This is a genomic window from Hydrogenophaga sp. SNF1 (genome assembly GCF_034421675.1).
GTDB classification, from domain to species: domain Bacteria; phylum Pseudomonadota; class Gammaproteobacteria; order Burkholderiales; family Burkholderiaceae_C; genus Hydrogenophaga; species Hydrogenophaga borbori.
This window is the reverse complement of the sequence record NZ_CP139793.1, coordinates 3,808,313-3,820,931: the sequence shown is the minus strand read 5'-3', so window position 1 is coordinate 3,820,931 and position 12,619 is coordinate 3,808,313. Positions and strand designations below refer to the sequence as shown.

Genomic DNA, 12,619 nt, shown 5'->3' with positions numbered 1-12,619 from the left:
CGCTCAGCGGCGCACCGGCTCGCGCATGGTGACGAACTCCTCGGCCGCCGTCGGGTGGATGCCGATGGTGCTGTCGAACACCGCCTTGGTGGCGCCGGCCTTGAGCGCGACGGCGAAGCCCTGCACGATCTCGCCGGCCTCGGCGCCCACCATGTGCAGGCCCACCACGCGGTCGCTCCGGGTGTCCACCACCAGCTTCATCAGCGTGCGCTCGGTGCGGCCCGACAGGGTGTGCTTCAAGGCCTTGAACTCGCTGCGAAAGACGGTGACCTCCCCGAAGCGCTCACGCGCCTGGGCTTCGGTGAGGCCCACGGTGCCGATGCTGGGGTGCGTGAAGACGGCGGTGGGCACGAAGTCGTAGCTCATCTCGCGCGCGGCCTTGCCGGGCGCGGGGCCGCAGAGATCGTCCACCACCACCATGGCCTCGCCCAAGGCCACCGGCGTGAGTTGCACGCGGTTGGTCACGTCGCCGACGGCGCGGATGTGCGGCACGTTGGTCTGGTAGCGCTCATTGACCAGCACCTCGCCCTGGGCCCCCTGGGCCACGCCCACGGTGTCCAGCCCGAGTCCCTGGGTATTGGGCACCCGGCCGGTGGCATAGAGCGCGGCGTCCACGGTGAGGGTATTGCCGTCCTCGCAGGTCACGACGAGGCCGTCGGCGGTCTTGCGGATGTCGACCACGCCGGCATTGAGGTGCAGGTCCACGCCGGCCTTGGCCATCTCGGCCGCCGCGAAGTGGCGGATCTCGTCGTCGAAGCCGCGCAGCACCTGCTCGCCGCGGTAGAGCTGCGTCACCCGCGCGCCCAGGCCGTTGAAGATGGAGGCGAACTCGCAGGCGATGTAGCCGCCGCCGACGATGAGCAGGCGCTTCGGGAAGGGCTCGAGGTCGAACACCTCGTTGCTGGTGATCACGTGCTCGCGCCCGCTGAAGTGCGGCACATGGGGCGTGCCGCCCGTGGCGATCAGGATGTGGGCGGCACTGAAGCGCTGGTGGCCCGGCGAGCCGTCGGCGTGCAGCGTGGCGAGTTCGATGTCGTGGTCGCCGACCAGGCGCGCGAAGCCGTCGAGCCGCGTGACGCCGGCGCCGCTGAGCAGGTTGGCGTAGACGCTGTTCAGGCGCGCGATCTCCTGGGCCCGGTTGGCCTTGAGCGTGGCCCAGTCGAGGTGTGTTTCCCCCACGTGCCAGCCATAGCCGGCCGCTTCGGCGAAGGCCTCGTGGTAGTGCGCCGCGTAGCTGTACAGCTTCTTGGGGATGCAGCCCACGTTGACGCAGGTGCCACCCAGGCCATCGGTGCCCAGCACCTCGGCCAGGGCCACGCGCTGGCCACGCTGCGCGGCCATGCGCGCGGCGCGCACGCCGCCGCTGCCACCGCCGATGACGAAGAGATCGAAGTCGTAAGCGCTCATGGGGGGGGATGGTAGGCGAGCGGCGCGGCGTGATGTCGGGTCTTGTCTCAGTTCCCCGGACGGTTGGGGGGCCTTGACTGTCCACCTTCGGCCCAACTCCTGAGGGTATGCATGGGCGGGGCTGCCTAAGCTGGTGCCGTGCCTTGGACATCCGGTGCCATGGCCACCTCAGGGGGAAAACCATGCGCATCCGATATCCGTGGGCGTCGATGCCCTTGCTGCTGTGCACCGCCACGCTGGCCGCGGGCCCCAAACCCTAGCAACTGTGCGGAGACGTCCGCTTGAAGCAGCAGGCCATCGAGACCAACGACCGCTATCCACCGCGACCCGAACAACGGACCCCGAGGTGAAAAAGGCCACCACGCCTTGGCCACCGGATCCCGCGGTGGACCTGATCCCTCGGTTTCCCTACTGGTCTCGCGGGGACCGGTACCGAACCTGGCCTTACGCCGACGACAAACCGTACGCCCAGTACCTGGACACCTTTGAAGGCGTCGGTTTCGGCGTCGACTTTCAGTACCCCTGCTACACCATGGCCGATCTGGTGGGGTTCTTCAATGGGGTGTGGAATACAAGAACTGAGGCGGAGCGTTCGCTGGAGGTGATGAAGAAGGACGAATTCCTGGGAACCAACTGGCGGGGTGCGCCGGTGCGCTACGAGCTCTTCTATAACCAGACATGCAAGCGCAGCGACGACGACGTATGTCTGCAGGACGTGGCCGAGATGTTCCGCCAGCGCAGCACGGAGTTGAATGGCCTGCTGCCCCGGCGCTGGGAGCACTTCTGGGAGCAAGTCAGCGGCCAGAACGATCAGCCGGGTTCCTTCACCCAGCGATTGGTGGCCCGCGTGGGACGCAGCGACAAGGCACTGGGCAATTGGTTCGATGCACTGGCCAATGCGACGCTGGCCAAGATCACGGCGTTGAGCACGGCCTTGGCTGCGGACCCGCCCACCGCACAGGACATGGCCGAACACACCGCGCAACTGATCCGGGCCGGCCAGCGGGCCGAACGCACCGTGCTCGTGGCCCATTCGCAGGGCAACCTGTTCGTCAATGCCGCTTACGACGCTTCTCTGGCCCATTCGCGCCAGGCTGGCGCGGCGGTGGGCGAGGACACCGGCTATGTCGCGGCCCAGGTGGTGCACATCGCGCCGGCCTCTCCCACCTTGCGCGGTCCGTATGTGCTGGCTGACAGCGACCTCGTCATCAATGGCCTGCGCCGGGTGGATGGCACCTACCTGCCGGTGTCCAACGTGAGCCTCCCAATGAACAGCCAGGACCGATCGGGCCACACGCTGTTGGCCCTGGCCGACGCCAGCATGGCCTCCACCGCGTGCATGTCCGAGACCTTTGAGGCTGACTTTCCTCCCGCACAAAAAAGCAAGGCGGGTAAGGATGGATATGCCATCACGCTCAAGATCGAAGCCATCACCGCCAACACCCCCGAGCGCGCCGAGCGTTACCTGGCCTACATGCGCGCCCTGAGCGGCACCACCACGACCTACCCCACCGGCAAGGTCTGCGAGGACGAGTGACCCAGGGTGTCGGGTGCATAAGCCCGTGCCTGGTGAAGCGCCCCGTGTGCGGCGCTTCAGTACGTGTAGACGCCGCGCCCCGTCTTGCGCCCCAGGTAGCCCGCGGCCACCATTTCCTTGAGCAGCGGGCAGGGGCGGTACTTGCTGTCGTTGTATTCCTCGACGTACACGTTCATGACGGCCAGGCACACGTCCAGGCCGATCATGTCGGCCAGCGCGAGCGGGCCGATGGGCTGGTTGGTGCCCAGCTTCATGCCGGCGTCGATGTCCTCGGCCGTGGCCAGGCCCTCGGCCAGCACGAAGAAGGCCTCGTTGATCATGGGCACCAGGATGCGGTTGACCACGAAGCCCGGCGCATTCTTCACCGTGATCGGCGTCTTGCCCAGGGCCTCGGCCAGGGCCTTCACCGTGGCGTGCGTGGCGTCGCTGGTCTGCAGGCCGCGGATGATTTCCACCAGCGCCATCATGGGCACGGGGTTGAAGAAGTGCATGCCGATGAAGCGGTCGGCGCGCTTCGTGGCGGCGGCCAGCTTGGTGATGCTGATCGAGCTGGTGTTGGTGGCGACGATCACCTCGGGCGCGAGCAGGGCGTCGAGCTGCTGCAGGATCTTGACCTTCAGCGGTTCGTTCTCGGTGGCGGCCTCGATCACCAGCTGCGCGCCCTTGAGGTCCTCGTAGTTCGTGCTGGTCTTGATCAGCGACAGCGCCTGGGCCTTGGCCTCGGCCGTCATCTTCTCTTTCTTGATCAACCGGTCCAGGCTGCCGGCGACGGTGGCCAGGCCCTTGTCCAGAGCGGCCTGCGCGATGTCGACCATGACCACGCGCAGGCCGTTGGTGGCGCAGGCCTGGGCGATGCCATTGCCCATGGTGCCCGAGCCGATGATGCCGACCGTCTGGATGCTGTTGCTGCTCATGCGAAGAACCTCGTCGAGAAAGGGAGTGGGATCAGGGGAAACCCGCGTGATGCGCGGGTGTCGGGGCGTCGCGGCTAGGCAGGTCTGCCTACACCGGCAAGGGGGCGCCTGCTACCTTGGCCGCCCATTGTCGCGTACCCATCCGGGTGCCGCCGGCAATGCAGGAGACAGCATGTACGACGTGATCATCGTGGGCGGCGGATCGGCCGGCTGCGTGCTGGCCGGCCGGCTCAGCGAGGACCCGGCCCTGCGCGTGGCCCTCATCGAGGCCGGGCCGCCCGACCGCAGCGTGCTCATCCACTGCCCCGCCGGGCTGGCGGTGCTGGCCAAGAACGGGCAGGCGAACTGGTGCTACGAGACCGTGCCCCAGCCCGGCCTGAACGGGCGGCGCGGCTACCAGCCGCGCGGCAAGGTGCTGGGCGGCTCCAGCTCGGTCAACGCCATGATCTATGCGCGTGGCCACCCCAGCGACTACGACGCCTGGGCCGCCGCGGGCAACCCGGGCTGGGCCTGGTCCGACGTGCTGCCGATCTTCAAGCGCGCCGAGCACAACGAGCGTGGCGCCGACGCCTTTCACGGCACTGGCGGGCCGCTGAACGTGCGCGACCTCACCAGCCCCAACCCCTTCGTGCCGCACTTCATCGAGGCGGGGCGCGAGGCGGGCTACCCGATCAATGCCGACTTCAACGGCGCCGATCAGGAGGGCATCGGCCACTACCAGGTCACGCACCAGCATGGCGAGCGCTTCAGCGCGGCCAAGGCCTACCTCACGCCGCACCTGGGCCGGCCCAATCTCACGGTCATCACCGATGCGCTGGTCTGCCGCGTGGTGCTGGACGAGGCGGCTGGCCAGGCACCGCGCGCCGTGGCCGTGGAGTACCGCGCCAAGGGCGGGCGCGGCCCCTTGCAGCTGGCGCGCTGCCGCGACGGTGGCGAGGTGGTGCTCAGCGCCGGTGCCTTTGGCTCGCCGCAACTGCTCATGCTCTCGGGCATCGGGCCGGGCGATCAGCTGCGCGAGCACGGCATCCGGGTGTTGCACCACCTGCCCGACGTGGGCGCCCACCTGCACGACCACGTGGACGTGGTGCAGGTGGTCAGCGCGCCGCGCGCGACCGAGCTGTTCGGCCTGTCCTTGCGGGGTGCGCTGGCGGCGCTGCGCGGCATCGGCGAGTGGCGGCGCGCGCGCACCGGCCTGCTCACCACCAACTTCGCCGAGGCGGGCGGCTTCATCCGCAGCTCGCCCGACGAGGCCATTCCCGACCTGCAGCTGCACTTCGTCATCGGCAAGCTGGTGGACCATGGGCGCAAGACGGTGTTCGGCCACGGCTACTCCTGCCATGTCTGTCTGTTGCGCCCCAAGAGCCGGGGCACGCTGCGACTGGCCAGCCGCGACCCGCAGGTGATGCCGCTGATCGACCCGGCCTTCCTGAGCGACCCGGACGACACCGCGCGCCTGGTGCTCGGCTTCCAGCGCATGCGGCAGCTGCTGAGCCAGCCCGCGCTGGCGCGCTTCGGCGGCGTGGAGTCGCGGGCCTCGGCCGACGCACAGAGCGCGGCGCAGATCGAACAGTTCGTGCGCGGCCACGCCGACACCATCTACCACCCGGTGGGCACCTGCCGCATGGGACCGGGCGAGGGCGCCGTGGTGGACCCTGAGCTGCGCGTGCACGGCGTGCGCGGCCTGCGCGTGGTCGATGCCTCGGTGATGCCGCGCATCGTGGGCGGCAACACCAATGCCCCCGTGATCATGATCGCCGAGAAGGCGGTGGATATGATCCGCGCCGCACGCCGCGCCGCGGCCGAAACCACAACGGAGACAGCACATGATCCTGGAACACGCGGACATCCGCATCGATCCCTCGAAGGCCTCGGCGTTTGAGGAAGCCATCCTGCGCGGCGCGAGCACCGTCATCTCGACAGCCAAGGGCTTCCAGGGCTTCAAGGTCAACCGCAGCATCGAGAGCCCGGGCCGCTACCTGTTGATGATCTACTGGGACACGCTGGAGGACCACACCGTGGGCTTCCGCGGCTCGCCGGCCTTCGCCGAGTGGCGCGCCATCGTGGGGCCGTTCTTCGCGCAGCCGCCGGTGGTGGAGCACCTGGAGCTGGTGGGCAAGAGTTGATCCCCTGCGCCGCGCTGCGCGCGTCAGCCCCCAGGGGGCGATGCCTGCGGCCCGGGGGAGCCGGTTCCGCGGCGTCCTCGATCAAGTCGCGCGCGTCGGTGCTTGCTTTCTCATGAGGGTCGACTTGCCGAACAGGCTCTCCACCAGGTCGACCGCCAGTTCGGCCGTGCGGTTGCGCACGTCCAGCGCCGGGTTCAGCTCCATCACGTCGAGCGAGGCCAGCCGGCCGGTGTCCGCGATCATTTCCATGCACAGCTGCGCCTCGCGGTAGGTGGGTCCGCCGCGCACCGTGGTGCCCACGCCGGGCGCGATCTCTGGGTCCAGGAAATCGACGTCGAAGCTCACGTGCAGGTGGGTGTCGCCGTCGACGCCCGCGAGTGCCAGCTCCATGGTGTGGCGCATGCCCATCTCGTCGATGGTGCGCATGTCGAACACCTCCAGCCCGTGCTCGTGCACCAGGCGCTTTTCGCCCGCGTCCACGCTGCGGATGCCGATCTGGCGGATGTCCTGCGGGCGGATCGCGGGCGTGTGGCCGCCGATGCCCGTGAGTTCGGGCGGGCCCAGGCCGCACAGCAGGGCCACCGGCATGCCGTGCAGATTGCCACTGGGCGTGAGGGCGGCGGTGTTGAAGTCGGCGTGCGCGTCCAGCCACAGCACACGCAACTTTTTGTGTCTTTCGCGGCAGTGCCGGGCCACCGCGCTGATGGAGCCCAGGCCCAGGCAGTGGTCGCCGCCCAGCACGATGGGCAGGTGGCCGGCGCGCAGCTCGTCCAGCACGGCGCCGTGCAGGCCGTGGTTCCAGGCCGCCACCTCCTCGATGTGCCGGTAGCCGCCTTGCGGCGGGCGCCAGGGGTTGGCCGGGCCGGTCAGGTTGCCGCGGTCGTGCACCGTGAGGCCTTGGGCCTGCAGCACGGCCGCGAGGCCGGCCACGCGCAGGGCCTCCGGGCCCATGGACGCGCCGCGCGCGCCGGCGCCGATATCGGTGGGCGCGCCGATGAGGGTGATGGGGGCTTGCATGGCTCGGCATTCTCCGCGCGACTGTTACGAATCGCTACCCTGGGCGGGGCGCGTGAGGCCAGCCGACACCGGATACTCCCCCGTTCTCCTGTTCTGCGCCGGGCCGCCGCCCGGCCCCGCGCCCGTATGCTGCTTCGTCTCTTGTGCATTCCCGCGCTGCTCGCCGGCCTGGCCGCCTGCGGCGGTGGCGGTGGCTCCGATGGCCCCGGCCAGTCCCCGTCCTCTCCCTTGCCGCCCTCCAGCGTGACGCCCTTGCCACCGGGCGCGGGCCCTGGCCTGGGCAATGCCTGCGCCAGCCCGGCCGGCCGCGTGCTCGAGGTGGGCCCCGGCAAAACCTATGCCTCGCCCGCCGCCGCCGCGGCCGCCGCCCAGTCGGGCGACACCATCCGCATCAGCGCGGGCGACTACCGGGGCTCGGCCGCCGTCGCGCAATGGACGGCCGGCAACCTGACCATCTGCGGCGCGGGCGGCCCCGCGCGCATGTACGCCGACGGCCAGAACGCGCGCGGCAAGGGCATCTGGGTCATCGGTGGCGCCAACGTCACGGTGGATGGCATTTCCTTCCACAACGCCACCGTGCCCGACCAGAACGGCGCCGGCATCCGTGCCGAGCACACCAGCGGGACCCTGCGCATCCTCAACAGCGGCTTCTACGACAACGAGAACGGCCTGCTGGCGAACCCGGGCAACGGCAGCATTGACATCAGCTACACCGAGTTCGCGGGCAACGGGCGCGGCGATGGCTATACGCACAACCTCTATGTCAACCAGATCGACCGCCTGGTGGTGCGCGCCAGCTTCTTCCGCCAGGCCCGCATCGGGCACAACCTGAAGAGCCGCGCGCGCGACAACCTGATCGAGAACAGCTACTTCATGGACGGCCCCAGCGGCACCGCCAGCTACCAGACCGACTTCCCGAACGGTGGTCAGGTCGTCCTGCGTGGCAACCTCATGCAGAAGGGCCCGAACGCCGACAACGCCTACCTCGTCGCCTATGGCTTCGAGGGCTACACCAATCCCTCGCGCTCGCTGCAGCTGGTGCACAACACCCTGGTGAGCACGCGATCGGGCGGCGGCTACCTGTACGTGGCCAGCGGCGCCAGCGCCGTGGGCCTCACCGCCAACCTGTTCGCGGGCACGGGCAGCCCCACGCTGATCGCCGGCGGCTTCTCCAGCGGCAGCGTGGGCCAGAGCCAGAACGTTTTCGACATGGCGGCCAACATCCCTGGCGCCAGCAACGTGGGCGCGCCGAACTTCTGGCCCAACGCCACGCTGCAGGCCCGCATCGGCCTGTCGGGCGTGCCGGACGCAGCCTATGTGAACGACACGCCCAGCCCCTTCGTGCTGCGCGCCATCGCCGGGGGAAGCCGGGTGGCCGGGGCCCTGCAGTCGGCGCCTTGATCAGCCCTTGCGCACCACACGCAGCGCCGAAGGCCGCACCACCACCTGAACGGAGCGGGCGAAGCCCAGCCATTCGCCGTCGGCGGCCAGCGGCAGGTCGCCCCGTGCCAGGATCAGCAGGGCCTCGAAGGCCTGGGTGTGGATGCGGGGGTGGCCCAGGTGGCGGCCGCGCAGCAGGCGCGGCAGCATGCGCAGCGCGCCGCCGCGCGTGAACGGCCCCGCCAGCAACAGGTTGAGCAGGCCGTCGTGCGTGCGCGCGCCCGGCGTGGCGGGCATGCCGCCACCAAAGCTGGGCGTATTCAGGCTGGCCGCGAACAGGGCGGGACCGCTGTGCAGGTGCTCGCCGTCCACGGTGATGTCCAGCGCCCAGGTGCGCAGGGCCGCGAGTTCGCGCAGCGTGGCCCAGAGGTAGCGCGGCAGGCCGCGCAGGCGGGGCGGGCCGTCGATGGCGCGGCGCGCCACGGCGGCGTCGAAGCCCGCGCTCAGGCTGGAGATGAAGGGCGTCTCGTGCGGGCGGCCCTGGCCGTCGTGCCAGAGGGCCAGGCCGAGGTCCATGAAGCTGGGCGGCGCGTTGAGCGCATGCGACAGCCAGGTCAGCGGCGCCTCCCCCCCCAGGCCGAGCGCGCGCGCCACGTCGTTGCCGCTGCCCAGGGGCACCAGGCCCAGCTCGTGGTCGCGCGCGATCAGCGCGGGCAGCCAGCGGTGCAAGGTGCCGTCGCCGCCCACGGCCACCACGCGGCTGCCAGGGGGCAGGGCGTGCAGCACGGCGAGCGCCGCGTCGGCGCTGTCGGGCACGTGCAGGGTCACGTCGGCGGGCAGGGCGCGGCGCAGCTCGGGTAGCAGGGCCGGGGCCCTGCCGGCGCGAGCGGCGGGATTGACGAGGACGGCACGCACGGAGGCGGCGCCGTCACATGTTGCGCCGGTACTGGCCGCCCACCTCGAACAGCGCGCTGGTGATCTGGCCCAGCGAACAGCAGCGCACCGCGTCCATCAGCACCTCGAACACGTTGCCGTTCTCGATCACGGCGCGCTTGAGGCGCGCCAGCATCGCGGGCGACTCGGCCGCGTGGCGGGCATGAAAGTCCTGCAGGCGCTTGAGCTGGCTTTGCTTTTCATCTTCGGTGGAGCGCGCCAGCTCCAGCGACTGCGGTATCGGGTCGCCGTGTGGGTTGCGGAAGGTGTTCACGCCGATGATGGGCAGCTCGCCGGTGTGCTTGAGCATCTCGTAGTGCATGGACTCATCCTGGATGCGGCCGCGCTGGTAGCCGGTCTCCATGGCGCCGAGCACGCCGCCGCGCTCGGCGATGCGCTCGAATTCGGCCAGCACCGCCTCCTCCACCAGCTCGGTCAGCTCCTCGATGATGAAGCTGCCCTGGCTGGGGTTCTCGTTCTTGGCCAGGCCCCACTCGCGGTTGATGATGAGCTGGATCGCCATGGCGCGGCGCACCGAGTCTTCGGTGGGCGTGGTGATGGCCTCGTCGAAAGCGTTGGTGTGCAGGCTGTTGCAGTTGTCGTAGATGGCGATCAGCGCCTGCAGGGTGGTGCGGATGTCGTTGAACTGGATTTCCTGCGCGTGCAGGCTGCGCCCACTGGTCTGGATGTGGTACTTGAGCTTCTGGCTGCGCTCGTTGGCACCGTACTTGTCGCGCATGGCCACGGCCCAGATGCGCCGTGCCACGCGGCCCATCACGGTGTACTCGGGGTCCATGCCGTTGCTGAAGAAGAAGCTCAGGTTGGGCGCGAAGTCGTCGATGTGCATGCCGCGTGCGAGGTAGGCCTCCACGAAGGTGAAGCCGTTCGACAGCGTGAAGGCGAGCTGGCTGATCGGGTTGGCCCCGGCCTCGGCGATGTGGTAGCCGCTGATGGACACCGAGTAGAAATTGCGCACGTCGTGGTGCACGAAGTAGCTGGCGATGTCGCCCATCACCTTGAGACTGAACTCGGTGCTGAAGATGCAGGTGTTCTGGCCCTGGTCTTCCTTCAGGATGTCGGCCTGCACCGTGCCGCGCACATTGGCCAGCACCCATTCGCGGATCTTGGCGGCCTCTGTGGCGGTGGGCTCGCGGCCGTTGTCGGCCTGAAATTTCTCCAGGTTCTGGTCGATCGCCGTGTTCATGAACATGGCCAGGATGCTGGGCGCCGGGCCGTTGATGGTCATGGACACGGAGGTGGCCGGGTGGCAGAGGTCGAAGCCGCCGTAGAGCACCTTCATGTCGTCCAGCGTGGCGATGCTCACGCCCGAGTTGCCGACCTTGCCGTAAATGTCCGGGCGCGGGTCGGGGTCGTTGCCGTACAGCGTGACCGAGTCGAAGGCGGTGGACAGGCGCTTGGCCGGCATGCCTTCGGACAGCAGCCGAAAGCGCCGGTTGGTGCGGAAGGGGTCGCCCTCGCCGGCGAACATGCGGGTGGGGTCCTCGCCTTCGCGCTTGAAGGCGAAAGTGCCGGCGGTGTAGGGGAAGCTACCGGGCACGTTCTCCAGCATCAGCCACTTGAGCAGTTCGCCGTGGTCTTCGTAGCCCGGCAGCGCCACCTTGCGGATCACCGTGCCCGACAGGCTTTTGGTGGTGAGCGCCGTGCGGATTTCCTTGTCGCGGATCTTCACCACGTACTCGTCGCCCGCGTAGGCCTTCTGCATGTCCGGCCACTGCGCCAGCAGCTTGCGCGCGCCCGGGTCCTGGTCGAGTTCGCGCACCTGGGCCAGGTCGATCACCGCTTCGGCGGCGCGGGCACGCTCGGGCTTGTCCTTGCGCAGCATGCCCGCCGTGGCCTGCAGCTGCTGGATCTCGCGTGCCAGGCGCGCCTGTTCGCGCACGGACTTCTTGTAGCCGCGCACGGTGTCGGCGATCTCGGCCAGGTAGCGCGTGCGCGCGGGCGGCACCACGGGGGTCTGGTTGGTGCTGTGGCGCACGTCCACCACGGGCAGGCTGCCTTCTTTCAGCGCCAGGCCGAGCCCGGCCAGGCGGGGCTTGAGCGCCTGGTAGAGCGCGGTCACGCCGTCGTCGTTGAAGCGCGCGGCCATGGTGCCGAAGACGGGCATCTCGTCCGCCCGCTTGCCCCAGGCCTCCTTGTTGCGCTGCACCTGCTTGGCGACGTCGCGCAAGGCATCGGCCGCACCCTTGCGGTCGAACTTGTTGATGGCCACGAACTCGGCGAAGTCCAGCATGTCGATCTTCTCGAGCTGGCTGGCGGCGCCGAACTCGGGCGTCATCACGTACAGCGGCACATCCACGTGCGGCACGATGGCCGCGTCGCCCTGGCCGATGCCCGAAGTCTCCACGATCACGAGGTCGAAGCCCGCGGCCTTGCAGGCGGCGATCACATCGGGCAGGGCGGCGCTGATCTCGCTGCCGAAGTCGCGCGTGGCCAGGGAGCGCATGAAGACGCGCGGACCGTTCTGCCACGGCGCGATGGCGTTCATGCGGATGCGGTCGCCCAGCAGGGCACCGCCACTTTTGCGCCGCGAGGGGTCGATGCTGATGACGGCCGCGCGCGCGGCGTCGCCCTGGTCCAGGCGCAGGCGGCGGATGAGCTCGTCGGTGAGCGAGGACTTGCCCGCGCCGCCGGTGCCCGTGATGCCGAGCACCGGCACCTTCACCTGCGCGGCGGCCTCGCGCACGGCCTGCACCAGCGCGGCGTCGGCCTGTCCGTTCTCGATCACGGTGATGAGCTGGGCCAGCGCGCGCCAGTGCATCTCGCCGTGGCCCTGGATGGCCTTCAAGGCCTTGGGTGCGTGCGATGAGAGGTCGTGGTCGCAGCGCATGACCATCTCGCCGATCATGCCCTGCAGGCCCATGCGCTGACCATCCTCGGGGCTGTAGATGCGCGCCACGCCGTAGGCCTGGAGCTCCTGGATTTCGCTCGGCACGATCACGCCGCCGCCACCGCCGAAGACCTGGATGTGCGCGCCGCCGCGCTGCTTGAGCAGGTCCACCATGTACTTGAAGTACTCGACGTGGCCGCCCTGGTAGCTGCTGATGGCGATGCCCTGCACGTCTTCCTGCAAGGCGGCGGTGACCACCTCGTCCACGCTGCGGTTGTGACCGAGGTGGATCACCTCGGCGCCCATGCCCTGCAGGATGCGCCGCATGATGTTGATGGCCGCGTCGTGCCCATCGAACAGGCTGGCTGCGGTGACGAAGCGCACCTTGTGCTTGGGGCGGTACTGGGTCAGGGCCTGGTAGTCGGCGCTCAGCTGGGTCATGGCTCGTCTCTCTGGGGTG

9 protein-coding genes are annotated in these 12,619 nt (G+C 69.4%); 4 read left to right on the top strand and 5 right to left on the bottom strand.

Features of this window, described 5'->3' with window-relative positions:
* Window positions 1–3: 3 nt before the first annotated feature.
* Window positions 4–1,407, bottom strand: coding sequence for a glutathione-disulfide reductase (gene gorA / locus SOM08_RS18295; protein WP_116960788.1), 1,404 nt, complete (start codon window positions 1,405–1,407; stop codon window positions 4–6).
* A 346-nt stretch (window positions 1,408–1,753) separates the two neighbouring features.
* Between gorA and SOM08_RS18290 the strand changes: the two genes are divergently transcribed.
* Window positions 1,754–2,944, top strand: coding sequence for a hypothetical protein (locus SOM08_RS18290; protein ID WP_322469463.1), 1,191 nt, complete (start codon window positions 1,754–1,756; stop codon window positions 2,942–2,944).
* A 56-nt stretch (window positions 2,945–3,000) separates the two neighbouring features.
* On the opposite strand, the gene SOM08_RS18285 is transcribed toward SOM08_RS18290, so the two are convergent.
* Window positions 3,001–3,858, bottom strand: a complete 858-nt coding sequence (locus tag SOM08_RS18285) for a 3-hydroxybutyryl-CoA dehydrogenase (protein WP_322469462.1) — start codon at window positions 3,856–3,858, stop codon at window positions 3,001–3,003.
* Between the two features lie 172 nt (window positions 3,859–4,030).
* Here SOM08_RS18285 and SOM08_RS18280 point away from each other — a divergent pair, with 172 nt between their 5' ends.
* Window positions 4,031–5,737 carry a GMC family oxidoreductase gene (locus SOM08_RS18280; RefSeq protein ID WP_322469461.1) on the top strand — a complete coding sequence of 569 codons (1,707 nt, stop codon included), beginning with the start codon at window positions 4,031–4,033 and terminating at the stop codon, window positions 5,735–5,737.
* The gene (locus SOM08_RS18275; protein WP_070397117.1) at window positions 5,682–5,981 is read left to right on the top strand and encodes an antibiotic biosynthesis monooxygenase family protein; all 300 of its coding nucleotides are present in this window, start codon (window positions 5,682–5,684) and stop codon (window positions 5,979–5,981) included. The genes SOM08_RS18280 and SOM08_RS18275 overlap by 56 nt, the downstream gene beginning before the upstream one ends.
* A gap of 81 nt (window positions 5,982–6,062) precedes the next feature.
* On the opposite strand, the gene rocF is transcribed toward SOM08_RS18275, so the two are convergent.
* Window positions 6,063–6,998, bottom strand: coding sequence for an arginase (gene rocF, locus SOM08_RS18270; protein ID WP_116960785.1), 936 nt, complete (start codon window positions 6,996–6,998; stop codon window positions 6,063–6,065).
* 126 nt (window positions 6,999–7,124) lie between these two features.
* Here rocF and SOM08_RS18265 point away from each other — a divergent pair, with 126 nt between their 5' ends.
* Window positions 7,125–8,399 carry a right-handed parallel beta-helix repeat-containing protein gene (locus SOM08_RS18265; protein WP_147326279.1) on the top strand — a complete coding sequence of 425 codons (1,275 nt, stop codon included), beginning with the start codon at window positions 7,125–7,127 and terminating at the stop codon, window positions 8,397–8,399.
* On the opposite strand, the gene SOM08_RS18260 is transcribed toward SOM08_RS18265, so the two are convergent.
* Window positions 8,400–9,293, bottom strand: coding sequence for a diacylglycerol/lipid kinase family protein (locus SOM08_RS18260; protein ID WP_322469460.1), 894 nt, complete (start codon window positions 9,291–9,293; stop codon window positions 8,400–8,402). It lies immediately after the preceding gene.
* Window positions 9,294–9,306: 13 nt separating this feature from the next.
* On the bottom strand, window positions 9,307–12,600 hold the full coding sequence (icmF, locus tag SOM08_RS18255) for a fused isobutyryl-CoA mutase/GTPase IcmF (RefSeq protein ID WP_116960782.1): 3,294 nt from the start codon (window positions 12,598–12,600) through the stop codon (window positions 9,307–9,309).
* Window positions 12,601–12,619: the final 19 nt, after the last annotated feature.

Bases quoted from the DNA above. Each gene is read 5' to 3' on its own strand.
- gorA (WP_116960788.1), bottom strand. From the start codon at position 1,407: ATGAGCGCTTACGACTTCGATCTCTTCGTCATCGGCGGTGGCAGCGGC.
- SOM08_RS18285 (WP_322469462.1), bottom strand. From the start codon at position 3,858: ATGAGCAGCAACAGCATCCAGACGGTCGGCATCATCGGCTCGGGCACC.
- SOM08_RS18280 (WP_322469461.1), top strand. From the start codon at position 4,031: ATGTACGACGTGATCATCGTGGGCGGCGGATCGGCCGGCTGCGTGCTG.
- SOM08_RS18275 (WP_070397117.1), top strand. From the start codon at position 5,682: ATGATCCTGGAACACGCGGACATCCGCATCGATCCCTCGAAGGCCTCG.
- rocF (WP_116960785.1), bottom strand. From the start codon at position 6,998: ATGCAAGCCCCCATCACCCTCATCGGCGCGCCCACCGATATCGGCGCC.
- SOM08_RS18265 (WP_147326279.1), top strand. From the start codon at position 7,125: ATGCTGCTTCGTCTCTTGTGCATTCCCGCGCTGCTCGCCGGCCTGGCC.
- icmF (WP_116960782.1), bottom strand. From the start codon at position 12,600: ATGACCCAGCTGAGCGCCGACTACCAGGCCCTGACCCAGTACCGCCCC.